At 72.9% G+C, this 25,527-nt stretch carries 14 protein-coding genes; 11 read left to right on the top strand and 3 right to left on the bottom strand.

Features of this window, described 5'->3' with window-relative positions; translation table 11 throughout:
* The first annotated feature begins 6 nt into the window (after nucleotides 1-6).
* The 10 genes from ACFWY5_RS20965 (at nucleotide 7) to ACFWY5_RS20920 (ending at nucleotide 21,635) form a co-directional block, all read left to right on the top strand.
* On the top strand, nucleotides 7-2,982 hold the full coding sequence (locus tag ACFWY5_RS20965; protein ID WP_379633707.1) for an amino acid adenylation domain-containing protein: 2,976 nt from the start codon (nucleotides 7-9) through the stop codon (nucleotides 2,980-2,982).
* Nucleotides 2,979-3,221 carry a phosphopantetheine-binding protein gene (locus ACFWY5_RS20960; RefSeq protein ID WP_184966298.1) on the top strand — a complete coding sequence of 81 codons (243 nt, stop codon included), beginning with the start codon at nucleotides 2,979-2,981 and terminating at the stop codon, nucleotides 3,219-3,221. Before ACFWY5_RS20965 ends, ACFWY5_RS20960 begins: the two co-directional genes overlap by 4 nt.
* 3 nt (nucleotides 3,222-3,224) lie before the next feature.
* Nucleotides 3,225-3,461, top strand: a complete 237-nt coding sequence (locus tag ACFWY5_RS20955) for a phosphopantetheine-binding protein (RefSeq protein WP_379608899.1) — start codon at nucleotides 3,225-3,227, stop codon at nucleotides 3,459-3,461.
* The gene (locus ACFWY5_RS20950; RefSeq protein ID WP_379633704.1) at nucleotides 3,458-4,618 is read left to right on the top strand and encodes an acyl-CoA dehydrogenase family protein; all 1,161 of its coding nucleotides are present in this window, start codon (nucleotides 3,458-3,460) and stop codon (nucleotides 4,616-4,618) included. The genes ACFWY5_RS20955 and ACFWY5_RS20950 overlap by 4 nt, the downstream gene beginning before the upstream one ends.
* Before the next feature lie 2 nt (nucleotides 4,619-4,620).
* Nucleotides 4,621-5,346 carry a thioesterase II family protein gene (locus ACFWY5_RS20945; RefSeq protein ID WP_379608903.1) on the top strand — a complete coding sequence of 242 codons (726 nt, stop codon included), beginning with the start codon at nucleotides 4,621-4,623 and terminating at the stop codon, nucleotides 5,344-5,346.
* Complete coding sequence (locus ACFWY5_RS20940) at nucleotides 5,343-6,704, top strand: AMP-binding protein (RefSeq protein WP_379633702.1); 1,362 nt, start codon at nucleotides 5,343-5,345, stop codon at nucleotides 6,702-6,704. Before ACFWY5_RS20945 ends, ACFWY5_RS20940 begins: the two co-directional genes overlap by 4 nt.
* Nucleotides 6,701-9,799, top strand: coding sequence for an amino acid adenylation domain-containing protein (locus ACFWY5_RS20935; RefSeq protein WP_379633700.1), 3,099 nt, complete (start codon nucleotides 6,701-6,703; stop codon nucleotides 9,797-9,799). The genes ACFWY5_RS20940 and ACFWY5_RS20935 overlap by 4 nt, the downstream gene beginning before the upstream one ends.
* Nucleotides 9,800-9,810: 11 nt before the next feature.
* The gene (locus ACFWY5_RS20930; RefSeq protein WP_379633698.1) at nucleotides 9,811-9,978 is read left to right on the top strand and encodes an MbtH family protein; all 168 of its coding nucleotides are present in this window, start codon (nucleotides 9,811-9,813) and stop codon (nucleotides 9,976-9,978) included.
* 18 nt (nucleotides 9,979-9,996) lie between these two features.
* Nucleotides 9,997-18,537, top strand: coding sequence for an amino acid adenylation domain-containing protein (locus ACFWY5_RS20925; RefSeq protein ID WP_379633696.1), 8,541 nt, complete (start codon nucleotides 9,997-9,999; stop codon nucleotides 18,535-18,537).
* Nucleotides 18,538-18,731: 194 nt separating this feature from the next.
* Complete coding sequence (locus ACFWY5_RS20920) at nucleotides 18,732-21,635, top strand: BTAD domain-containing putative transcriptional regulator (RefSeq protein ID WP_379633694.1); 2,904 nt, start codon at nucleotides 18,732-18,734, stop codon at nucleotides 21,633-21,635.
* A gap of 412 nt (nucleotides 21,636-22,047) precedes the next feature.
* Here the strand turns inward: ACFWY5_RS20920 and ACFWY5_RS20915 are convergent, their stop codons facing one another.
* Both ACFWY5_RS20915 and ACFWY5_RS20910 read right to left on the bottom strand, forming a co-directional pair.
* Complete coding sequence (locus ACFWY5_RS20915; protein ID WP_379633692.1) at nucleotides 22,048-22,656, bottom strand: cysteine hydrolase family protein; 609 nt, start codon at nucleotides 22,654-22,656, stop codon at nucleotides 22,048-22,050.
* Nucleotides 22,657-22,838: 182 nt separating this feature from the next.
* Entirely contained in the window at nucleotides 22,839-23,822 is a 984-nt protein-coding gene (locus tag ACFWY5_RS20910; protein WP_379633690.1) for a GlxA family transcriptional regulator, read from the bottom strand.
* Between the two features lie 208 nt (nucleotides 23,823-24,030).
* Here ACFWY5_RS20910 and ACFWY5_RS20905 point away from each other — a divergent pair, with 208 nt between their 5' ends.
* Nucleotides 24,031-24,354 carry a hypothetical protein gene (locus ACFWY5_RS20905; protein WP_379633688.1) on the top strand — a complete coding sequence of 108 codons (324 nt, stop codon included), beginning with the start codon at nucleotides 24,031-24,033 and terminating at the stop codon, nucleotides 24,352-24,354.
* A 16-nt stretch (nucleotides 24,355-24,370) separates the two neighbouring features.
* On the opposite strand, the gene ACFWY5_RS20900 is transcribed toward ACFWY5_RS20905, so the two are convergent.
* Nucleotides 24,371-25,504, bottom strand: a complete 1,134-nt coding sequence (locus tag ACFWY5_RS20900) for a serine hydrolase domain-containing protein (protein WP_379633686.1) — start codon at nucleotides 25,502-25,504, stop codon at nucleotides 24,371-24,373.
* Nucleotides 25,505-25,527: the final 23 nt, after the last annotated feature.

Raw genomic sequence — 25,527 nt, 5'->3', positions numbered from 1 at the left:
GGAGCGGTGAAGACGGTAACGGCGCTGGTGGAAGCGCGGGTGGCGGCCTCGCCCGACGCGATCGCGATCGTGGACTCGACCGGATCGACGTCGTACGGCGAGCTGAACCGCCGGGCGGAAGCCGTGGCGGCCCGGCTGCGCGCGAAGGGCGCCGGCCCGGGTTCGATCGTCGGCGTCCGGCTGGGCCGGTCGGCGGCGATGGTCACGGCCTGGCTCGGCGTCCTGAAGGCCGGGGCCGCCTACCTGCCCCTGGACGGCTCCTACCCCGAGGCGCGGCTGCGCTTCATGCTCGACGACTCGGGCGCCGAGCTGGTCCTTTCCGAAGCGGACGTCCTTGGGATCGACAGGCCCGAGGCCCCCGGACCCGACGCGCCCGCAGCGCGCGTCGAGCCCGGGGACCTGGCCTACGTGATCTACACCTCCGGCTCCACGGGCCTGCCCAAGGGCGTCATGATCGAGCACCGGAGCATCGCCAACACCCTGCAGTGGTACGCCGACATCTTGGGCGTGTGCCCGGGTGACCGGGTGGGGCAGACGGCGGCGAGCGGGTTCGACATCGCCGGCTGCGAGATCTGGGGCGCCCTCATCGCCGGCGCCGAACTGCGCATCGCCCCGGAACCGGCCAGGAAGTCGCCCGAGGAGCTCTGCCGCTGGGCCGCGGACGGCCGCCTGGACGTGCTGTTCATGGTGACCCCGCTGGCCCAGCTCGCCATCGAGCACGGCTGGCTGGACGGCTCATCGCTGCGCGTGCTGGCCACCGGCGGCGAACGGCTGCTGGTCGCGCCGCCCGAGGGAGCCGGCTACCGCTTCCTCAACATGTACGGGCCCACCGAGACCGCCGTGGTGGCGACCTGCACCGAGGTCGCGCCGGGCGCCGAGCTGCCGCCGCCGATCGGGACGCCCATCGCGAACACGACCGCGTACGTGCTGGACGAGGACGGCGCGCCGGTGCCGGACGGGGCCGAGGGCGAGCTGTATCTCGGCGGAGCCGGGGTCGGCCGGGGCTACCTGGGCCGGCCGGAGCTGACCGCCGAGCGCTTCGTCGTCCGCGACGGTGAGCGGCTCTACCGCACCGGCGATCTGGTGCGCCGGCTCGCCGACGGCAACCTGCGCTTCGCCGGCAGGACCGACGACCAGGTGAAGGTCCGCGGCTTCCGCATCGAGCTGGGCGAGGTCGAGGCGCAGCTCCGCGCCTGTCCCGGCGTGGGCGAGGCGGCCGTGGTCGTGTGGGAGCCGGAACGCGGCTTCCCCCGCCTGGCCGGGTACGCCTGCGGCGACTTCGACGCCGCCCGCGTACGCGCGCTGCTGGCCGAACGGCTGCCCGAGCACATGGTGCCCGCGGTGATCGTGCCCATGGGTCGCCTGCCGCTGACCCCCAACCAGAAGCTCGACCGGGCCGCCCTGCCCGATCCCGCGGAGCACGGCGCCGAGCCACGCCCGGCCGCCGGGTTCGACCCCGCGCAGGCGGCGCTGGCCGAGGACTGGCGACAGGCGTGCGGGGTCACCGCGCGCGACGCCGACGACAGCCTCGTCGTGCTCGGCGCCGGCTCCCTGGACCTGATCATGCTGCAGGCGCGGCTGGCGGACCGGATCGGGCTGCCCGTCCCCGCGGGTCTGCTCAACCTTTCCCAGCCGCTCAAGGAGCAGGCCCGCCTGCTGGCCGGGATCGAACCCGGCGCCGCCGTACCCGTGCGGGCCGCGCGGGCGTACGAGGGGCCGGGCAGCCTGGGGCAGGAGGCGGTCGTCTTCCTGGAGGAGCTGACCGGCAGCGGCATGGGCTACCAGTACCAGATGATCCTGGAAGGGCCCGGCACGCCGGACGTCTCCCTGCTGGAGAAGTCGCTGCTGGCGGTCCTCAGGAACCAGGCGGCGCTGAGCTGCCACTGGCGGATCACCGCCGCGGGCCTCGAAGGCCGGCGCGAGGAGCCCGACACCGTCCCGCTCGCGCTGCACCGGGTGGCGACCGAAGAGGTCGAGGCCCTGGTGGCCCGCCTCGTGGACCGGCCCTTCCGCTACGACGACTTCCCCCTGGTCGGCTGGGACCTCATCCTGCACCCGGGCGGCACCGTCCTGCTCCAGCGCGAGCACCACCTGATCCACGACGGCTGGTCGGTGGGCGTCTTCCTCAGCCAGCTCCAGGCCGCCTACGACGGCACGGAGCCGAGGGAGAGCCGGGTCAGCTACTTCGACTGGGCCAGGGACCAGCGCGAGTGGGCCGACGGCGACCGCAGCGCGGCGACCAGGGCCTACTGGCACGAGCGGCTGAAGGACTGGCGCCCCGACTCCGATCCGCCCGGCGAACTGCGCACCCACCTCAGCCTCCAGCCGCTCGGCGAGGCGCGCTCGGCGCTGCTGGAGTCCGCTGCCGCGCGGCTGGGCGTCACGCCGTACGCGCTGATGCTGGCCGTCTTCCGCCAGGTCACGGCGGAGAGCGTGGTCGGCGCCAGCTTCGCCAACCGCGACGTCGACACCCAGGAGCTGGTCGGCCTGTTCGTGAACGTGCTGCCCCTCGTCAGGGGCCGCCTCCACGGCGAGAGCCCGGCGGACGCGGCCCGCGCCGAGATGGCCCTGGTCGTCGCGGCCGACCGGCACCAGAGGCTGCCCACGCCCGAGATCCTCCGGGTCAGCGCCCCGGGCGCCAGGAGTCCGCTCTACCCGATCATGTTCAGCCAGCACGACTCGCCGCTGCCCGAGCTGAGCCTGGGCGCATGGCGGCCGCGCGTACGCGAGCTGGGCAACGGCCGCGGCAAGACCGACCTCAACGTGATCGTCATGAACCGCGGCCTCCAGCACGGCAGAAGCACCGGCCGCCGTGACGCGAGCGCCTACGCCCTGCGCTGGGAGCACGAGCTCACCCGCTTCCCCGACCACGTGGTCAATGAACTCCAGCGGCGGTTCACCCGGCTGCTGGACCACGCCTGCGCGCACCCGGACCAGCCGTGGCCGCCCGCCGGCGACAACCGGAACGGAGAGACAAGATGATCGAATCACAGGTCGCCGAGATCGTCCGCAAGCGCTGGTGCGAGGTCCTGGAGACCCCGCAGGTCGCGCAGGACGACGACTTCTTCCTCTCGGGCGGGCACTCGCTGCTGGCCGTACGGCTGACCGCCGCGCTGAGGGAGGACCTCGCCGTCAGAATCCCCGTCTCGGTGCTGTTCGAGTCCAAGACCCTCGAGTGCTACGCCGGCCGGGTCGCCGACTTCGTCCTGGCGGAAACCTGAGCGATGGACGAGCTGACCACGGCCGTGCGGGCCGCATGGGAACAGAGCCTCAACGTGTCCGTCGGCGACGACGCCGACTTCTTCCGCCTCGGCGGCGACTCGATGAAGGCCATCACCATCTGCGCCAAGGTCGAGGAGTCGTGCCAGGTACGGCCCAGGCTCAGGGTGCTGTTCGACAACCCGCGCTTCGACGCCTACGTGAACGCGGTCTCCGACATCGTGCGGGAGAAGCGGCGATGAACGACTTCGTGCCTTCGACGTCACCGGAGGAGATGCTCAAGGACCCCTGGGTCTCCCGGGCGATCCTCGCCGAGGTGCTGGACTGGCTGCGCGCGCACGCGGCGGACCGGCCGGAGCCGGAGCAGCGGGCGCTGGCCCGCGCGGCAGGGGTCGCCTCCGGGCTGTTCGCGGCCGAGTTCCCCGAGAAGTACGGGGGCTGGTCGCTGCCGGAGCTGGTCGTCGCCGACCTGCGGGAGGAGGCGGCCGCCAGCGGCCTGCCGTACTCGCGGCACATCCTGTCCTGCCCGGACGGGCCGAGCAGGATCGTGCTGTGCGGCACCCCCGAGCAGCGTGAGCGGTGGCTGCGCCCGATGATCGAGGGGCGCATGCGGCGCTGCCTGGCGATGACGGAGGAGAGCGGCGGCTCGGACGTGTCGGCCATGAGCACGACCGCGACCCGCGCGCCCGGCGGCTGGGTGCTGAACGGCCGCAAGTTCATGATCAGCAACGCGGAGACCGCGGACGCCGCGGTCGTGCTGGCCAACGTCGTGGGCGAGCCCGCGGCGGGGCCGACGTTCTTCATCTTCACCACCGACGTCCCCGGCTGGCGGATCGTCCGGCGGCTGCCGGGCATGGAACCCGGCTACGACCCGTACGAGGTCGAGCTGGACGGGATCGAGGTCGGCGACGAAGCGGTGCTCGGCGGTCCCGGCCAGATCGGCGGCGCGAACGGCATGGCCATCGAGTGGCTGCCCTACGGCCGGGTCTCGCTGGCCGCGCGGGCGATCGGCCTGGCCCGGTGGGCGCTCGGCGTCGCGCGGGCCCACGCCGCCCAGCGCAGGATCGCCGGCGGGCGGCTCAGCGACAAGCAGTACATCCGCGAGTTCATCGTCCGCTCCGACGTCAAGATCGAGGCCTCCCGCGCGCTGATCAGGCAGGCCGCCCGCGCGCTGGACGAGGGCCGGATCGCGGTGCGCGAGGCGGCGATCGCCAAGCTCCACGCCACCGAGTCGGCCTGCGAGGTCATCGACGACGCCATGCAGACGCTCGGCGGGCGCGGCTGGCTGCAGGAGTACGGGCTGGAGCGGGCCTACCGGGAGGCACGCGTCTTCCGCATGGTGGACGGCGCCTCCGAGCTGCTCAAGGAGACCATCTTCCACATCCCGGGCGGAGAATGATCATGAGCGACTGGCTTCAGCCGATCCGCGAGCAGGGCAGGGACAGGTTCGTCTTCTTCCCCTCAGCCGGTTCGAGCGCCTCGGCCGCGCTGGCCCTGGCCGACGCCGTGCCCGATGGGTGGTCGTTGTGGAGCGTGCAGTACCCGGGCCGCGGCCCCCGGCTGCGCGAGCCGCAGGCCGCCTCGGTCAGGGAGATCGCGGTGGGCTGCCTGCCCGAGCTGCTGCGGGCGCCCGGCCGCCTGCTGCTGTTCGGCCACAGCTTCGGCGCCTTCGCCGCCTACGACACCGCCCAGCTGCTCGCGGCCAAGCAGCGGCCCGCCGCCGGGCTGGTCGTCTCCGGCTCGGCGGCGCCCGGCTCGCCCATGCCCGACCTGTCGCCGGAACGGCTGAGCGCCGGATCGCTGATCGCCTCGATGACCCGTCAGGGCGGCACCGCGGCCGAACTGCTCGACAACGAGGAGCTGATGGAGCTGGTGCTGCCCGCGCTGCGGGCCGACCTCGCCCTGGGCAGGCAGTACGTGGACGACCACCCGGCGCCGCTGGCCACCCCCGTGCTCGCGCTGGCCGGACGGCACGACCCGGTGATGACCGAGGCGCACCTGGCGACCTGGCGCCGGCACACCGCCGCCTGGCTCGGCTGCGAGTCCAACGAGGGCGACCACTTCTTCTACCTGCGTGACCCGGCGGTGCTCGCCGGGGCCGTCGACCGGCATTGGCGGGCGGCATGATCTATGACCAGGTGATGAGCTGGATCAGGAAGGACCCCGAGCGGGCCTGCGTGCTGGAGGGCGGCAGGGTCCACACCTGCGGCCGGATGCTGCGCGACATCGAGGAGTTCAGGACCGAGCTGGCCCGCGCCCGCGTCGGCCCCGGCGACCTCGTGGCCGTGGCCTGCGCGGGCCGGGGGCGGGCGATCGCCGGCATGCTCGCGGCCTGGTCCGCCGGCGCCGCCTACCTGCCGCTTGCCCACGGCCTGCCCAAGGCCAGGGTGCGGACGATCCTCGACACCGCCCGTCCCGCCGTCGTGCTCACGGACGGCGACGGTGACGGGCCGGGCTCCGGCAGCTGCCGTCTGCTGGCCGATCCGGCCCCGATCGACCCGTCCACCGCGTACGTGATCTTCACCTCGGGCTCCACCGGGAAGCCGAAGGGCGTGGTCGTCAGCCACGCCGGGCTGGGCCCGATGACCCGCTGGTACAAGGAGATCACCACGCTGGAGCCGGGTGACGTGGCCGGCCAGGTCGCGCAGCTCAGCTTCGACGCCAGCGTGCTGGAGATCTGGGGCGCGCTGGCCAACGGCGCCGCGCTCGCGGTGCCCTCGCTCGACGCCGTGCTCGACCCGGCCGACTACCGGGACTTCCTGCGCGAACACGAGGTCAGGGCGTCGTTCGTACCGACCGGGATGGTCGCGGGCGTGCTCGACCAGGACTGGCCGGCCGGCTTCCCGACCCGCATGCTGTTCACCGGCGGCGACCGGCTCACCCGGCGGCCCGAGCCGCGCCACCCGTTCGCCTTCTACAACATCTACGGTCCCGCCGAGTGCACCGTCGCCGCGACCTGCCAGCGGGTCGGGCCGGGCGAGGGGCCGCCGCCCATCGGGCGGGCGCTGCCGTACGTGCGGGTCCGGGTCAGCGGCGACGGCGAGCTCTGGCTCGGCGGGCCCGCCCTGGCCCTCGGCTACCTCGGCGCGGGCGACGAGGCCTTCGTCCACCACGACGGCGAGCGCTGGTACCGCACCGGCGACCTCGTCTCCGCCGACGCCGACGGCGTGCTCCACTACCTGTCGCGCGCCGACGACCAGATCCAGATCGGCGGGCGCAGGACCGAGCCGGCCGAGATCGTCCACGCCATCCTCATGCTCGCCGGCCTCACGGACGCGGTCGTCTACACCCGGGACACACCCTCGGGAGAGGTACGGCTGGCCGCCGCCGTCACCCCGGCCACCGCGAACCGGCAGGACATCCAGCGCCACCTCCAGGACCTGCTGCCCGCGTACATGATCCCGTCGGAGATCGCCGCGATGGACGCGCTCCCGCTCACCCGCCACGGCAAGATCGACGTCGACGCCCTGAGGGGAAGCTCGTGAACCACGTCCGCGTGCCCCGCGTCCAGCACCGCCTCTGGCTGGCCGACCAGCTCACCCCCGGCGACGCCGGCTATCTGGGCAGCACCTTCCTGCGCCTGCGCGGCCCCCTCGACACCGGGGCGCTGGAGCGGGCGCTCACCACGATCGTCACCCGGCACGAGGTGCTGCGCACCTCCCTGGACACCCGCGACGGCGAGCTGGCCGGAGTGCTGAGGCCGGCCGCCGGCTTCCGCCTCGATGTGCGCCCGATCGGCGAGGACGACCTCGGCCCGGCGCTCGCGGCGGAGGCGGCGACGCCGCTCGACATCTCCGCCGGTCTGCCCCTGCGCGCGCTGCTCCTGCGCCTGGCGCCGGACGAGCACGTGCTCTGCCTGACCGTGCACCACCTCGCCTTCGACCGCGGCTCGGTCGGCATCCTCTACCGCGAGCTCACCGAGCTGTACGCCGGGCGTGAACTGCCGCCGATACCCCGGCAGTTCCGCGACCTGGCCGCGGCCGACGACGCCGCGTACGACGCGGGCGAACTCGCCTCGATCGTGGCGGAGCGGCGCGAGGCGCTGGCCGACCTGAGCCCGTTCGAGCTGGCCCCCGACCATCCTCGGCCGCAGATCCGCGGCGGCGAGGGAGCGCTGCGCCACGGGTTCGAGCTGCCGGAGGAGACCGCCCGCGCTCTGGCCGAGCTCGCCCGCGGCCAGGGCGCCTCCCTGTACATGGTGCTGCTGGCGGGCGTGCACGCCCTGCTCTACCGCTACAGCGGCCGGGGTGACGTCACCACCGGCGCGTCCTCGTCGACCCGGCGCGAGCCGGTGATCGGCCCGTTCTTCAACATGCTCGTGCTGCCCGGCGACGTCTCGGCGAACCCGGCCTTCACCGAGCTGGTCGGCCGCGTGCGCGACGCCGCCCTGGACGCCTACGACGGCCGGGCGCTGGCCTTCGACTCCCTCGTCACCGAGCTGCGGGTCGAGCGCGACCCGTCCAGGACGCCGCTGTTCCAGATCCTCGTGGACCTCACCGCCCCCGTCACCCTGCCCGGCCTGGACGGCGTCGAGGTCAGCGAGATCCTGACCCCCGGCGGCGGCTCCAAGTACGACCTCACGATCGAGTTCCGCCGCGAGGGCGACGGCGTCGCCTACTCCGTCGAATGGGACACCGCGCTCTACGAGAGCACCACCGTCATGCGGCTCATGGCGCACCTGCGGGCGGTGCTCGACGCGGTCGCCGCCGACCCGTCGCTGCGCGTGGACGACGTGCCCGTGCTCGCCGACGCCGAGGTGCTCGGCCTGCGCGCGCACGCCGAGCCCGGCCGGGTCGAGCTGCCGGAGCGCTGCCTGCACGAGCTGTTCGCCGAGCAGGCCGCCCGCACGCCCGCCGCCCCCGCGGTCCAGGACGGCGCGCACACGCTCACCTACGCCGAGCTGGAGCGCCGGGTCGACGCGATCGCCCGCGCGCTGGCCGCCCGCGGCGTAGCCGCCGACACGCCGGTCGGCGTCATGCTGGAGCGCTCGGCCGACCTCGTGGCCGTGGTGCTCGGGGTGCTGAAGGCCGGCGGCGCGTACCTGCCGATCGAGCCCGACACCCCGCCCGCCCGCGTGCGCAGGCTCCTCGACCTGGCCGGCGCGGAGCTCTGCGTGAGCGCGGGCGACGTCGCCGAGCTGCTGCTCGGCGAGGGCCCCGACCCCGATCCGGTACGGCCGGGCCACCTGTGCGCCGTCTACTTCACCTCCGGCTCGACCGGCGAGCCCAAGGGCGTGGCCTGCACCCACCGGGGCTGGGTCGGCCAGATGGCCAACCTGCAGGAGCGCTACCAGCTCGCCCCCGGCGAGGCCGTCCTGCTCAAGACGCCCCTGACCTTCGACGACGTGGCCAGGGAGATCTTCTGGCCGCTCATGGCCGGCGCCCGCGTCGTGGTGCTGCCGCCCGGCCTGCACCGCGACGCGCAGGCGCTGCTGCGGGCGGCGATCGAGCACGAGGTGGTCTGGCTGCAGTTCGTGCCGAGCATGCTGGTGATGTTCCTGGACGAGATCGGTCCGGGGGCGCGCGAAGGCCTGCACGCCCTGCGGCACGTGGTCTCCGACGGCGACCGGCTGCGTCCGGAGACCGTCGCCGCCTTCTACGACCGGCTCGGCTGCCGGCCAAGGCTCAACAACCACTGGGGCACCACCGAGGTCTCCATCGACTCCACGCACCACGTGTGCACGCCCGCCGACGCCGACGGCGGCGAGGCGGTCTGCCTGGGCCGGCCGATGGAGAACCACGAGGTGTACGTGCTGGACCACACCCTCCAGCCGGTGCCGCACGGGGCGGTCGGCGAGCTGTGCATCGGCGGGGTCGGACTGGCCCGCGGCTACGTGGGCGATCCTGGCAAGACGGCGCGGGCCTTCGTCCCCCATCCGTGGCGGGCGGGCGAGCGCGTCTACCGGACCGGCGACACCGGACGGCTGCGGCCCGACGGCTCCCTGCAGTACCGGGGTCGGCGCGATCACCAGGTGAAGGTGCGGGGGGTGCGGATCGAGCTGGGTGAGGTGGAGGCGGCGCTGCGCGCCTGGCCCGGTGTGACCGACGCGGTGGTCGCCACCTGGGAACCGCTCCCGGGGGACAAGCGCCTTGCCGCCTATGTGAGCTTCGACGGGCCCGCGCCCGGGGTGGGCGAGGTGCGGGCGTTCCTGGGGGAGCGGCTGGCCCCGCAGGCGGTGCCGAGCGCGATCGTGGCGCTGCCGAAGCTGCCCAGGATGCCCAGCGGCAAGGTGGACCGCAGGTCGCTGCCGGAGCCGGACCCCGGCACCCTGAGCGACGAGCCGTTCGTGCCCCCGCGCACCGACACCGAGCGGGCGATCGCCGAGGTGTGGGCGGCCGTGCTGGGCGTGCCCAGGCTGGGCGCCAACGACGACTTCTTCGCGATGGGCGGGCACTCGCTGCTGGTCACCAGGGCGGTCAACCGGATGCGGGAGGCCTTCGCCCTCGACATCCCGCTGCGCCTGGTGTTCGAGCACTCCACGGTACGCGCCGCGGCCGCCCGGCTCGAAGAGCTGATCTTCGCCGAGATCGAGGCGATGAGCGACGACGAGGCCGCCCGCCTCATGGTCGCCGAAACGTGAGGAGGCACCCCATGTACAAGGTCGTCGTCAACGACGAGGAGCAGTACTCCATCTGGCCCGCCGCCCGGGACGTCCCCTCCGGCTGGCACGAGGAGGGCACGAGCGGCACCGAGGAGGAGTGCACCGCCCACATCGAGCGGGTGTGGGTGGACATGCGCCCGCGCAGCCTGCGCACCTGAGTCCTTGAGGGAGCGACGATGAACATCGACAGCCTTTCGCCCGAGAAGCAAGCCCTGCTGCGCAGGCGCCTGCAGGGCCGGGCCGGGGGCGGCGACGGGGGCATCCCGCGCCGCCCGGCCGGTGCCGCGCCGCTCTCGCCGGTGCAGCACGCCATGTGGGTCACCAACCAGTTCTTGGACTCGAACGCGGTCTACACCGTCCCCCGGCTGCTGCGGATCCCGGGCGAACTGGATGTCGACGCCCTGCGCCGCGCCCTCGACGCCCTGGTGGAACGGCACGAGATCCTGCGCACCGCCTACCGGGGCACGCCGCCGCTGCAGGAGGTCGCCCCTCCCGGCCCCGCCGCCCTGCGCCTGACGGCCGCCGCCGATCGGGACGAGGCGCTCGCCCTTGCCCTCGCCGAGATCGCCACCCCCTTCGACCTGGCCGAAGGCCCGGTCTTCCGCGCGCTGCTCATCCGCGTCGCCGAGCCCGGCGAGCACCTGCTCGCGCTCACCACGCACCACGTCGCCTCCGACGGCTGGTCGTGCACGCTGATGGTCCGCGAACTCGACGAGCTGTACGGCGCCGCCGTGGCCGGCCGGACCCCGTCCCTGTCGCCGCTGCCCGTCCAGTACGCCGACTACGCCCACTGGCAGGCGCGCCGCGTCGCCGAGCGCGAACCCGCCCAGCTCGCCTACTGGCGCGCCGCGCTGGACGGCGTCCCGCAGGTCCTTGAGCTGCCCACGGACCGGCCCAGGCCGACGACCGAGTCGCACGCCGGCGACGCCGTCGACCTGGAACTCGCCCCCGAGCTGAGCGGCCGGGTACGCGCCCTGGCCGCCGACCACGGCGTCACCGTGTACACCGTGCTGCTGGCCTGCTATGCGATCGTCCTGAGGCACTACTGCGGCCAGCGCAGGTTCGCGATCGGCTCGGTGCTGTCGGGGCGCAACGCCGCCGAGACCGAGGCGCTGCTCGGCCTGTTCGCCAACGCGGTGGCGCTGCCCATGGACCTGTCGGGCGAACCGGCCTTCACGGAACTGCTGCGCCGTACGCACGAGGTGGTCCTGGGCGCCTTCGACCACCAGGACGTCACCTTCGACCAGGTGGTGGCGGCGGTGAAGGCCACCAGGTCGGCCGCGCGCAACCCCGTCTACCAGGTGCTCTACCAGTGCTTCGAGACCGGCGAGCGGGCCGGTGAGCTGCCCGCGCTGAAGGGCGAGCCGGTCGGCTTCGCCGACCCCACCGCCAAGGTGGACCTGACGCTGATCGCGGTCAACGGCGGCGCGGGCATCGAGCTGTCGCTGAACTACGCCACCGACCTGTTCACCGCCGACACCGCCCGGCGGCTGCTCGGCTACCTGGTGAACGTCGTCGAGCACGTGGCCGCGCACCCCGGCGAGCCCGTCGCGAGCGCGGCCGTCCTGGGGGACACCGAGACGCACCTGCTCACCCGCACCTGGGCCGGGCCCGCCAGAGGGGAACCACCCACCGGGACGGTGGTGAGCCTCGTCCGGGCGCAGGCGGCGGCCTCGCCGGGGGCGACCGCCCTGGTGTGCGGTGAGCAGGTGTTCAGCTACCGCGAGCTGGACGCGGTCACCGACCGGCTGGCGCGCGGGCTGCTGGCCGAGGGCGTGCGGCCGGGGGACGTGGTCGGCCTGTCGCTGCCGCGGGGCGCGGAGTTGGTGCTGTCGGCGCTGGCCGTGATGAAGGCGGGCGCCGCCTATCTGGCGCTGGATCCGGCCTACCCGGCGGCGCGGCTGGCGTACATGCTGGAGGACGTCGACGCGGCGTTCGTGATCACCGGCGACCGCTTCGGCGAGCTGGGGGCGGACGAGGGGGAACTGCCCGAGCCCCGGCCGGGCGATCTGGCCTACGTGGTGTACACCTCGGGGTCGACCGGGCGGCCCAAGGGCACCGACGCCACCCACGCGGCCGTGGTGAACCTGCTGCACGGCGCGCGCGAGTACCTGGGCGCGAGCCCGGACGACCGGTGGCTGCTGCTCGCCTCGATGGGCTTCGACGCCTCGACGCTGGAGCTGTACCTGCCGCTGATCTCCGGGGCGCGCGTGGTCGTGGCGCCGGAGTCGGCGCGGGCCGACGGGGCCGAGCAGTGCCGGGTGATCCGCGAGCACGGCGTCACCCACGTGCAGGCCACCCCGTCGGGCTGGCGGCTGCTCATGGCCGGTGACGTCGGCACCTCGCTGCGGGTCGCGCTCTACACCGCCGAGCCCATGCCCGAGACCCTGGCCACCGAGATCAGGGCGCGGGCGGACCGGCTGGTCAACGGCTACGGGCCCACCGAGACCACCGTCCACACCACGTACGCCGACGTGCCGGCGGGCGCGCCGCCCTTCTGCATCGGCCGGCCGATCTCCGGCGCCGCCGTCTACCTGCTCGACGAGCAGTCGCGGCCGGTGCCGAGGGGAGCCCTCGGTGAGCTGTGCATCGGCGGGCGCGGCCTCGCGCTCGGCTACCACGGACGTCCCGGGCTGACCGCGCGACGGTTCGTGCCCGATCCGTTCGGTACGCCGGGCTCGCGCATGTACCGCACCGGCGACCGGGCCAGGTTCCTGCCCGACGGGCGGCTGGAACTGCAGGGCCGCATCGACAACCAGGTGAAGATCCGCGGCAACCGGGTCGAGCCGGGCGAGGTCGAGGCAGTGCTGCTGGCCCACCCCGGCGTCAGGCAGGCGGCGGTCGTGCCGGTCGAGGGGCCGGGCGGGCTGCGGCTGGCCGGGTACGTCGTGCCGTCCGGCGCGATCGAGGTGGCCGAGCTGCGACGGCACCTGGCCGGGGCGCTGCCCGGGTACATGGTGCCGGCGGCGCTGGCCGTACTGGAGGAGATTCCGCTCACCCCGAGTGGCAAGCTCGACCGCAGGCGGCTGCCCGCGCCGGAGGACGGCGGGCCGGCCGACGCCGAGCCCGCCACCGACGCCGAGCGGGCGCTCGCGCGGGTGTGGGCGGACGTGCTCGGCCGCGAGGCCGTCGGCGCCGGCGACAACTTCTTCGACATCGGCGGCGACTCCGTGCTGGCCATCTACGTCGTCGCCGGGGCCCGCGCGGCCGGGCTGGAGATCACCCCGCGCCAGGTGCTGTCCCGGCAGACGTTGCGGGAGCTGGCCGCCGTCGCGGTCCCCGCCGCCGCGCAGGAGGACGACGACGCCGCCGCGGAGAGCTACCCGCTGTCGCCGCTGCAGGCCGGGATGGTCTTCCACACGCTGTTCGAGCCGGAGAGCACCGACTACATCGTGCAGTTCGTCCACACCATCGACGGCGACCTGGACGTGCCCGCGCTGCGCCGCGCCTGGGAGCACGTCGTCGCGCGCCACCCCATCCTGCGCACCACGTTCGCGTGGGACGGACTGCCCGAACCCCTGCAGATCGTCCACCCCTCAGCTCCGGTACGGCTGCGCGAACTCGACTGGACCGGCGTCCCCGCGCCGAAGGTCGCCGAGCGCCTGGCCGGGCACCTCGCCGAGGAGCGCGCCCGCGGCGTCGACCTGGAGAACGAGCCCCCACGCCGCTTCGACCTCATCAGGCTGGCCGACGGCACCCACCGGCTGATCTGGCACGGCCACCACGTCCTGCTGGACGGCTGGAGCGTCCGCCTGGTCCTCGACGAGGTCCGCGAGGTCTACCGGAGCCTGCGCGAGACGGGCGAACCGCCCGTGCTGCCCGAGCCGGTGCCGTTCAGGAAGTACATCGAGTGGGTGCGCGGCCAGGACCCGGCCGCCGCCGCGGGCTACTGGCAGGCCATGCTCGCCGACGTCACCAGCCCCACCCCGCTGACGATCCTGCCGCCCGAGCGCGGCGACGGCCGCGGCGCGACCAGCCAGGATGTGGCGCTCCTGCACGAGCGGCTGCCCGCCGAGGTCACCCGGCGGCTGCGCGAACTGGCCCGCGAGCACCGCATCACGGTCAGCGCGATCGCCCACGCCGCGTGGGGCCTGCTGCTCAGCCGGTACGCCAGCACCCGCGACGTCGTCTTCGGCTCGACCGTCTCGGGGCGCTCCGGCGGGCTGCCCGGCGTCGAGCGGACCGTCGGGCTGCTGATCAACACCCTGCCCGTGCGGGTACGCGTGCCCGAGCGGGCCACGGTCGCCGGCTGGCTGCGCGAGGTCCACGAGCAGCTCGTGGAGCACCGCGACCACGAGCACTGCGCGCTGGTCGAGGTGCAGCGGCAGTCGCGGGTGCCCGCCGGGCAGCGGCTTTTCCACACGATCCTCATGTTCGAGAACTTCCCCCACAAGGAGCGGGCGCCCGGCGGCCTGGAGATCGCCTCGGCCCAGACCTGGGAGCAGACCGGCTACCCGCTGGTGCTGAACGTCGGGCTCAACGACGAGCTGCGGCTGCGGCTGGACTACCAGCCCTCCCGGGTCACCGCGGACGGCGCCGGGCGGCTGCTCGCCCACTACCGGATGCTGCTCGAAGCGCTGGCCGCCCGGCCCGGCGCGGCCCTGGCCGAGCTGGCGCCGCTGCCCGCCGAGGAGTGGCGCGCCGTGGTCGAGGAGTGCAACGACACCGCGGCGCCGTACCCTCGCGAGCGCTGTCTGCACGAGCTGTTCGAGGACAGCGCCGAGCGCGCGCCCGGCGCGGTCGCGGTCGTCTCCGGCGCGTCTTCCGTCACGTACGGCGAGCTGGACGCGCGGGCCAACCGGCTCGCCCACCACCTTCGCGACCTGGGCGTCGGACCGGAGACGCTGGTCGGCATCTGCGTCGAGCGCGGCGTGGAGATGGCGGTGGCGGTGCTGGGCGTGCTCAAGGCCGGCGGCGCCTACGTGCCACTCGACCCGGAGTACCCGGCGGAGCGGCTGGCGTTCATGCTGGCCGACACCGCGGCCCCGGTCGTGCTCACGCAGGAACGGCTGGTCGGGCGGCTGCCCGAGCACACCGGCCGGGTGGTCGTGCTCGACGGCGAGCACGACGCGGCGCGCATCGCCGCCCGCGACCCCGGCCGCCCCGGACGCGCGGCCCGTCCCGGCAACCTGTCGTACGTCATCTACACCTCCGGCTCGACCGGGCGGCCGAAGGGCACGCTCATCCGGCACCAGGGCATCGTCAACTACATCTGGTGGATGGTGCGCGGCTTCCCCCTCGACGACGGTGACAAGGTCCTGCAACTGGCCGGGCTGAGCTTCGACATCTCCGTCTACGAGATGTTCTGGCCCTGGGCCTCCGGGGCGGCGGTCATCCTGGCCAGGCCGGACGGCTACCGCGACCCGCACTACATCGTCCGGGTCATGACCGAGGAGAACGTCACCGCCGCGCACCTGGTCCCCTCGATGCTGCGGGCCATGCTGCCGCTCGTGGAGGACGGCGGGCTGCCGCTGCGCTGGTTGTTCGCCAGCGCCGAGGCGCTCACCACCGACGTGCTGCGCGAATGGGGCAAACGCTGCCCGGACACGCGCCTGCTCAACCTCTACGGCGCCACCGAGGTGTCCGTGGACTCCACCGTGTGGGTCTGCGACCCCGCCGCCGAGCGGGTCTCGGTGGGCGGGCCGATCGCCAACACCCGCGTGTACGTGCTCGATCCCGGCGGCGATCCGGTGCCCGTCGGGGTGGCCGGGGAGGCGTACCTGGCCGGGGACAGCGTGGGCCGCGGCTACCACGGCCGGCCAGGACTGACCGCCAGGCGCTTCGTGCCCGACCCGTTCGGCCCCCCGGGCGGACGGCTCTACCGCACCGGCGACCTGGTCCGCCGGCTGCCCGAGGGGACGCTGGAGTTCCTGGGGCGGCTCGACCACCAGGTGAAGGTCCGCGGCTTCCGGGTCGAGCTGGGCGAGGTCGAAGCGGTGATCGAGACGCACCCGCTGATCGGCCAGGCCGTCGTGGTCGCCCGCGAGGAGGAGGGCGCGCCCAAGCGCCTCGTGGCCTACGCGGTCGCCCGCGGCCGCACGCCGACCACCTCGGAGCTGCGCGCGCACGTGCAGTCCCGGCTGCCCGACTACATGGTGCCGAGCGCCTTCGTCATGCTCGCCGAGATGCCGCTGAACCCGAACACGAAGGTCGACCGGCAGGCCCTGCCCGCGCCCGACGCCGTCCGCCCCGAACTGGCCTCGGCCTTCGTGGCCCCGCGCACCGAGGTGGAGAAGATCCTCGCCGAGGCGTGGAGCGAGGTCCTGGGCGTGCCCGACGTCGGCGTCCACGACAACTTCTTCGACCTCGGCGGCGACTCGATCCTGTCCATCCAGGTCATGGTCAAGGCCCGCCGCGCCGGTCTCGCGCTGACCCCGCGGCAGATGTTCGCCGACCCGACCATCGCGGAGCTCGCCCACGCCCTGGAGAGCGCGGACGTCCCCGCCACCGCCCACGCCGAGCAGGGCACGGTCACGGGCGCGGTCCCGCTCACCCCCATCCAGCGCTGGTTCACCGCGCTCGACTGGCCGCACGACCACTACCACCAGACGGTACGGCTGCGCTGGACCGAGACCCCCGACCCCGATCGGCTGCGGGCGGCGCTGACCCGGCTCACCGCCCACCACGACGCCCTGCGGCTGCGCCTGCGCAGGTCGCCGACCGGCTGGACCCAGCACCTCGCCGCGACCGAGGACGCCGATCTGCTCCACGCGGGCCCGCCCCTGAGCGGCGGCCTCGACCTGGAACACGGCCCGATCGTGCGCGCGCACCTGGACGGCCGCGAGCTGACCGTCACCATCCACCACGTCGCCGTGGACATCGTCTCGTGGGGCATCCTGCTCGACGACCTGGCCACCGCCTACCAAGGGCTGGAGCTGCCCCAGAAGACCACCTCCTTCCGGCACTGGGCGGTGAAGCTGGCCGAGCACGCGGAGTCGGCCGGGTTCGCCACCGAGGCCGCGTACTGGCGGATGCCGCGCCCGCAGGCGGCGCCCTTCCCCGTGGACACCCCCGGCGGCGAGAACGTCGAGTCCTCCACCGTCACGGTGGTCCGCACCCTGGACGCCTCCTACACGCAGGCGCTGCTGCGCTCCGCGCACACCGCCCACCGCACCTCCGTGCACGACCTGCTGGTGACCGCGCTGGCCCAGACGGCCGCCGACCACACCGGCAGTCCCGACGTCCACATCGACCTGGAGGGACACGGGCGCGAGCCGCTCTTCGACGACGTCGACCTGTCCAGGACGGTCGGCTGGTTCACCGCGCTGCACCCGCTGCACGTCCACCTGCCCGACGCCCTCGACACCGGCCGCTGCGTCAAGATCGTCCGCGAGCACCTGCACACCACGCCGCACCACGGCATCGGGCACGGCCTGGCGGTCGAGCACGAGGCGGCGCCGATCAGCTTCAACTACCACGGCCAGGTACGCACCGCCGCGGAGACCGGGCTGTTCACCCGGATCAGGTCGGCCGCGGGCGGCGACCGCGCGCCCGCCGGGCGCCGGCCCCACCTCATCGAGATCAACGGAGCCGTCGTGGACGGCGTCTTCCAGGTCGCCTGGAACTACTCGGCCAACCTCCACCGCGAGGAGACCGTGGGCGCGCTGGCCGACCGCTTCCTCGACCGGCTGGTCGCGCTGCTCATCCCGGCCCAGGGGCACACGCCGCACGGACGCGCTTTCCTGGACCGCTTCTTCCCCGGCATCCCGGCCACGCGGCTGCGCCTGCGGCGCCACCGGGTGCCCGGCGCCGCCGTCGCGCTCGTCGCCGACGGCACGGTGGCCGAGGCGTGGGGCGAGGGTCTCGCCTCGGCCGCCACCGGAGCGCTGGTCAGGCCGGACACCGTCTTCCAGGCGGGCTCGGTGAGCAAGCACGTCACCGCGGTCGGCGTGCTCAAGCTGGCCCAGGACGGCATCGTCGACCTCGACGAGGACGTCAACCACTACCTGCGCGGCTGGCGGCTGCCGTCGGCCGGCGTGACGCTGCGCGGGCTGCTCGCGCACACCGCCGGGCTCACCCCGGACGAGTTCGGCGGGCCGGGCGCCCGGCTGCCGGACGATCCGGCGCCGAGCCTGCTCGACGTGCTGGACGGCCGGCCGCCCGCGGCCACCGCGCCGATCCGCGCCGAACTGGCGCCGGGAGAGCGGTACCGGTACTCGGGCAACCACTTCGTCGTCGTCGAGCAGGTGTTGTGCGACCTGACCGGCCGGCCGTTCCCCGAGCTGATGCGCGAGCTCGTCTTCGGCCCGCTCGGCATGCGCGACAGCGGCTACGGCACCGCCTTCGCCCGTTCGCTCGGCGAGCGCGCGGCGGTCGGGCACGACCAGGACGGCCGGCCGCTCGACGGCGGCTGGCGGGTCTACCCGAGCGCCACCGGCGGGCTGTGGACCAGCGCCGCCGACCTGGCCAGGGTGGCCGCGGAGATCCAGCGGGCGCACACGGGCACCGGCCGGCTGCTCGACCGGTGGGCCGCCGGGCAGTTGCTCACCCCGGGCGCCGGGGCCGCGTACGGGCTGGGGACCGTCGTCAGGGAGGTCGACGGGATCCGCTGGTTCGGGCACACCGGGGTGGCCGCCGGGTACCGCTGCTATTCGGGTATCGGCCTGGAATCGGGGGCCGGAGTGGTCCTGATGTCGAACGGAGAATCGGGAACGGACTTCGCCATCGACCTGCTCGTGGAACTCGACGCGGGATTCCACGCCTGGGCGGAACAGTAGTCAGACTTTGCCGGGTGCCACCTGCCGATTTCAGCGGGTGGCACCCGTGCTGTTATGAAGATTAACTCGTATGTTGGCATTTGTGCTGGCCGAAACCCTGCCCCCGAATCGGGGTTCTCCCCAACGTCATATTTCACGCATATAGTGACCTCTGCAGATCAACGGTAACTCGTTGTCAAGTGAGTAGGTGGGCGTTGATCCTCGAGTTTCGGGTGCTTGGGCCGCTCGAAGTATTCGCCGGAAGCAAGGTGAATATCGAGGGCCGCCGCCGCCAGATCGTGCTGGTGATGCTGTTACTCGAACCCGGCCGCGTGGTCACCACCGGCCGCCTCGTCGAGGCGCTCTACGGCGAGGAGCCCCCGAAGACCGCCGACGCCCAGGTCCAGATCTGCATCTCCCAGCTACGCGGCTGGTTCGGCAAGTACACCGACACCGAGGTCATCGTCACCCACTCCGCCGGATACCTCATCCGGGTCCCCGAAGACTGCCTCGACCTCACCCGCTTCCGCCGCCACGTCACCCGCGGCCGCGAGGCCGCACGCTCCCAGGACCTCGAAGGCGCGGTCAGCGAGTTCCGCTCCGGCCTGGCCCTGTGGCGGGGCGAGGCGCTGGAGGGCATCAACAGCCGCCGCGTCCAGGCCGCCGCCACCCGGCACAACGAGGAACGCTTCGTGGCGCTCCAGGAGTGCATCGACCTCGAACTGCGCCTGCAACGCCACCATGAGCTGCTCGGCGAGCTCAAGGAACTCGTCGCCGTCCACCCGCTGCGCGAAGAGCTGCACATGCAGCTCGCCCTCGCCCTCTACCGCGCCGACCGGCAGGTCGAGGCGCTCGAAGTGCTCAGGAACGTGCAGTACACGCTGGTCGAGGAGCACGGGCTCAGCCCCGGCGAGGAACTGCGCCAGCTCGAACAGGCCATCCTGTCGCAGGACCCCGCCCTGGCCGCCGCGCCCGTAGCCGAACCGGCGAAGATCGTGCCGCACCAGCTGCCCGCCGGGCCGTCCAACTTCGTCGGCCGCGACGAGGTCATCGCCGACGTGCGCGACCACCTGGTCAACTCGCGGCAGTTGCACCGGGCCGCCGTGGTCATGGTCACCGGGCCCGGCGGGGTGGGCAAGACGGCGCTGGCCGTACACGCCGCACACAAGGCACGCGAGGCCTTCCCCGACGGACAGCTCTACGCCCACCTGCGCGACGCCGACGGCCACCCCGTCCCCGCCGAGCAGGTGCTCGAACGCCTGCTGCGCTCCCTCGGCGTCGCCCCCTCCGTGCTCCCGAGCGGCATCGTCGAGCTCGGCACCATGTACCGCAGCGTCATGGCCAACCGCCGGGTCCTCGTCGTGCTCGACGACGCCGCCAGCGCCCGCCAGATCCTGCCGCTGGTGCCCGCCGAGCCGCGCTGCGCCCTCCTGGTCACCAGCCGCCGCTCCGTCATCGGCCTGCACGGCGCCCACCACGTCGACCTCGACGTCTTCGACGAGTCCACCAGCCTCGAACTGCTCTCCCAGGTGATCGGCCAGGGCCGGGTCATGACCCAGCACGCCGCCGCCAGACGCCTGGCGGAAGCCTGCGGCCACCTGCCCCTCGGCCTCGGCATCGTCGCGGCCAAACTCTCCATGCGCCAGCACTGGCAGATCGACCAGATGGTACGCAGGCTCGCCGACGAACGCCGCCGCCTCGACGAGCTGATCCTCGGCGACGCCAGCGTCCGGGCGACCATCTCCATCTCCTGCCAGGAACTCGACCCGCCCGCCGCCCGGCTGGTGTTGCTGCTCGGGGCGCTGGACGAGGTCGACTTCGGCGGCTGGATCGCCGGACCACTCCTCGACATGGACCCCTACGCCGCCACCGACATCCTGGAGACCCTGGTCGAGGAACGCCTCGTCGACCTGGTCGTCCGGGACGACCAGCAGGTCCGGTACCGGCTGCACGACCTCACCAGGACCTACGTGCGTGAACTGCTGGCCAGGGAGATTCCGGCGCAGGAGCAGGAAGAGGCGCTGCACCGGCTGCTGCGGTGCTGGCTCCACCTGGCCGGCCGGGCCCACCGGCAGGCCTACGGCGGCGACTACACCATCCTGCACTCCGGCACCGAGCCGTGGACGCTGCCCGAAGAGCTGGTGGAGAGCCTGATCGCCGACCCGATCGAATGGTTCCAGATCGAGCTCACCAACCTCGTGTCCAGCGTGCACCAGGCCGCCCGGCTCGGGCTCCACGAGCTGTGCTGGGACCTGGCCGTCACCTCGGTCACGCTCTTCGAGACCCGCTCCTACCGGCAGGCCTGGCGAGAGACACACGAAGTGGCCTGGGGTGCGGTACGGCGGGCCGGCGACAAACGCGGCGAAGCCGTCGTCCGGTACTCGCTCAGCGGGCTGGAACTCGTCGAGCAGCGGCTGGCCGAGGCGCAGCAGAACCTCGAAGCCGCCCGCGCCTGGTTCGAGGCGAGCGGGGACGTGCACGGGCGGGGGCTGGTGTTGCGGCACCTGGCCTTCATCGAGCGCACCAAGGGGCAGTACACCGTCGCTCAGGAATGGTACGAGCAGGCGCTCGAAGACCTGCGATCCGTGGGCGATCCGGTGGGGGAGGCGCATGTCCTGCGCAACATCGCCCAGATCCACCTGGAGTCGGGGCGGGCGGAGGAGGCGGAGCCGTACCTGCGGGAATCGCTGGCCATCTGCGTGCGTACCGGATCCAGCCGGATCGAGGCGCAGGTCCGGTTCCGGCTGGGTGAGGCGCTGCTCACGAGGGGGCGGCTGGAGGCGGCCGAGGAGTCGTTCGACGCCGCCCTGCACACGGCGACCAGCATGAACGACTCCATCGGCGAGGCGTTCGCGCTGCTGGGAATCGGACGGGTGCGGCTGGCACAGGGCGACCTGACGGGGGCACGGCCGCTGCTGGGCGACGCCCTGATGGCGGCGTGCTTGGGCGGCAGCCAGCAGTGCGAGGGACAGTCGCTGCTGGCGTTGGCGGAACTGGCACTGGCCCGCGACGAGCCGGAGATGGCGACGGTCCGGTTGGAACGGGCGGAGGCCATCTTCACGGACAGCGAGGCAAAGGTATGGCGCGCCCGAGTGGACGAGCTCCGCAGCAAGTTCTAAGGGCAAGGTGCTCCGCTTCGCTTCACGCGTTCTGTTGGGGCCCGCCCGTTGCCCGGCTAAGTGGTTGGGCAGTTGGATCCCACCCAGAACAAAGGTGCTCCGCTTCGCTCCGCGCGTTCTGTTGGGGCCCACCCGTTTGCCCGGCTGGGTGGTTGGGCGGTTGGACCCCGCCCGGGACAAAGGTGCTCCGCTTCGCTCCGCGCGTTTTCCGTCGGGCGGAGCCCGACTCCCCGCTTGCGCCAGGGCTCACCTCTGTGGTTGCCCGGGATAGCCGGGTCTCCTTGGGCGGATCCGCTCAGCCGACAGAAGCTCAAATACTCCGCCAGGTGCCTGTCAGAGCGATCCTCCGGCCGGTCGCTCCGTGTGAGCGTGTTGGCCGGAGGATCGGGCGGTGTCGCTTCGATGGGGGATGTCAGATCGGGAGGGCGTCGGCGCTGGGGACCACCACGCCGAACAGGTCGCCGATCGTGGACAGGGCGGCGGTGTGCAGGGTGGTGGCGGGCACCGCCGTGTTGTCCGGGGCGGGGAGTGGGCGGGTGGCGCAGGCGTCGGCGACGATGGTGGGGCGGTAGCCCAGGTTGAAGGCTCCCTGCGCGGTGAACGTGACGCACATGTGCGTCATGAAGCCCGCCAGGATGAGGTCGGGGCCCGCGTTCAGGCCGGTCAGGACCTGCTGGAGGTCGGTCTCGTGGAAGGCGTTGGGGAACGTCTTGACCACCACCGGCTCACCGTCGCGCGGTGCGACCAGCGGGTTGATGGCGCCGATCTCGGCTCGGATGTCGTAGGGGGTGTCGGGGCCGCCGTCGTTGATGATGTGGATGACCTTCGTGCCGGTGGCGCGAGCGCGTTCGAGCAGGCGGGCTCCTGCGGTGAGGGCCTGGTCGGCGGCGGTGAGGGCCATGACGCCGGTGGTGTAGGTGTTCTGGTAGTCGATCATGATCAGGGTCGCGTCGGTCAGGCGGGCCGGGTCGGTGGGCAGGCCGGAGACCTCGCGGAGGGTGGGCGAAGCGGTGGTGCTCATCGTTGGGTTCCTTTCGGGTTGACTGGCAGGCTTGCGCCTCGGGATATCTGGGGGCCTCGGGATTTCGGGCAGGCTCGCGCCGGCAGAGGTGCGGGCTTGGGTCGGTACAGGTACGCGGCGAGGGGCTCGGGTACGCGACAAGGGCGCAGGTACGCGGCGGGTGAGGTCGGTAGGTGGGTGGGTCAGGCGACGGTGCGGAAGCGGCGGCGGTAGGAGCCGGGGCCGGTGCCCAGGCGGCGGCGGAAGGCGCGGTGCAGGGTTTCCACTGAGCCGAAGCCGCTGTCGGCCGCCACCCGGGGCAAGGGCAGGTCGGTGGTTTCCAGGAGACGCCGGGCCGCCTCCACGCGGGCGGCCTCGATGTAGGCGCCGGGTGTGGTGCCGGTACGTTGCCGGAACACGCGCGTGAACTGGCGCTGGCTCAACCCCATCCGGGCCGCCATTTCGACGGCGGTGAGTTCCTCGGCCAGGTGTTCGGCGATCCACAGGCGCAGGTCGTCGATGTCGCGGCGGCCGGTGGCGGCGTGGGCCATCGGGACGCTGAACTGGCTCTGGCCGCCCTGCCGTTTGAGGTACATGACCAGTTCGCGGGCCACCGCCAGCGCGGTCTCCTCGCCGTGGTCGTCGGCGACGAGCGCGAGGGTCAGGTCCAGGCAGGCGCTGATGCCCGCGCCCGTCCACACCTGGCCGCTGGATCGTACGAAGATCGGGTCGGGGTCGACGGTGATGTCCGGGTGGTCGGCGGCCAGTTGTGCGGCGGTGGACCAGTGGGTGGTGGCCGTGAGGCCTTCCAGCAGTCCGGCCTCCGCCAGGATGTGCGCGCCTACGCACACCGATGCCACGCGGCGGGCGATGGGAGCGGTTCGCCGGACCCATGCCACTACTCCGGGGTCCGTCAGGGCCAGCGGGCCTTCGGGGGTGACGTCCACGGCGCCGGGTACCAGCAGGGTGTCCACCCGGTCGCCGACCTCGTCGAACGCCAGGTCGGCGACCAGCCTCACCCCTGCGGACGTGGTGACGTGCCCGCCTTGGGGTCCGGCCAGCAGCACCTCGTACAGGACGCGGCCGCTGACCCGGTTGGCCAGGGCGAACACCTCGGCCGGGCCGGTGACGTCGAGCAGGTCGACGTTCGGGAAGAGCGCGATCACAACGCGGTGTGCGGTGGACATGTCCCGATTGTCACCGAGTGTGCCGAGTGGCCGCAACGACAGTTATCTGTCACATACGGCCATCGCCCCGGGGAGGCCCTCCGCAAACCCCACGGCCGAACGGCCATCGGGCCGGCAGCTCGCGGAACAAGGCCGAGGGCTCAGGAAGAGAGGGACGCCTGCGCGCCGGCGACACCGCCGGGGCTCCGTGCCCGGCTGGTCGCCGTCCATGCTCCAGATGGTCACCGACAACGACGGGCCGTACGTCGATCGTCCTTTGTTCGCCCTGCCGGTCCCACACCTGGGAACCCGCACCGACCGTGACGCCGCCCACCTCAGGTCTCCGCATGGCGTCGGCGCCGACCTGGCCATGCTCGACGGCTGCGAACTCGCCCTCGCGCTGGCCGGTCCCCCCACGGTCGCCGACGCCGTCGCCACCTACGAAAAGACCGTGCTGCCCCGTGCGGCGGACACCGCCCGGACCCTCGAAAACGGCGCCGAGGCCCTGCTCGAGCGACACGACAGCAGCGAATTGGGCCCGCCCCAGCGCTGAATCGTCGGCAAGCGTGTCACAGCCCCTTGCCGAACTCCGCCTTGACGAGGTCGAAGACGATGTCCCAGGTCTTCCATTCGGTGTTGGTGTGCAGGGAGAGCACGTGGTCGCCGTCGGGGGTGCCGACGGTGCAGATGTAGGAGCCCCACAGGCTGCCGCCGGCGCCACGCAGGACGAGGCCGTTGGTGATCTCCCGGTCGAATTCGAAGACGCCGAGGCCGTAGCGGGCATACGGCATCCAGTAGCCGCCTTCGGTGGAAATGGTCGTCCACATCTTGCGGTGCTGCTCCTCGGGTAGCAGGCTGCCGGAGGCCAGGGCGCTGATGAGTCGGATCATGTCGCTGGTGGTGGAGACGACGTCGCCGGCCGACCAGCCGAGCGAGGTGTTGAACTCGGTGACGTCCAACGGCGGGGTGCCGGGCTCCTCCATCACCGTCTGCCAGTTTTCGGCGGTGATGGCGGCGGGGTCGGTGCCGTCCTTCATGAACAGCGAGGAGTAGGCGCGCGGGTGCGGGTCGGCGTAGCTCGACTCGTCCTGCCGTCGTACGTGGGTGTGGGTCAACGCGAGGGGCTGGATGACCGTACGGTCGACCTCGTCGGCGTAGCTGTTGCCGGTGACCTTCTCGATGATGGCGCCGGCGATGTAGAAGCCGCCGTTGGAGTACGTGAAGGCGGCGCCGGGTTCGAAGACGGGCGGCTGGGAGACGGCCAGCTTCAGCAGGTCCTCCTTGGCCCACTGGTCGAGGTGGTGCTGGGCGAAGCCGGAGCGGGTGGCGTAGCGGTGGGTGGCTTCGGGTGCCAGGCCGGTGGAGTACAGGCCGCTGCTGTTGCTGAGCAGGTGCCGGATGGTGATTTTGTTGCCGTCGTAGCCGTTGGTGAGGAGGCCGGGCAGGTGTTGTTCGACGGTGTCGTCGATGTTCAGCCGGCCTTCGGCCTCCAGCGTCAGTAGCGCGGCGGCGGTGAAGGCCTTGCCGGAGCTGCCGGTGTGCAGGTGTTCGCCGGGGACGCGGCGGGTGCCGGTGGTGAGGTCGGCGACGCCGGCGGTGCCGAACCAGGTCCGGTCGCCGTCGCGGATTTCGGCGACGATGCCGGGCACGCCGTGTTCGGTGACGGCGCGGTCGAGGGCGTTCTGGATCTCGGTGTGTGTCATGTCGTGTCCTTGCCTGATAAGTC

This window comes from Nonomuraea sp. NPDC059007, assembly GCF_042740555.1.
Lineage (GTDB): Bacteria > Actinomycetota > Actinomycetes > Streptosporangiales > Streptosporangiaceae > Nonomuraea.
The sequence above is the reverse complement of the archived record's forward strand: the minus strand, read 5'-3'. Positions and strand labels throughout refer to the sequence as shown.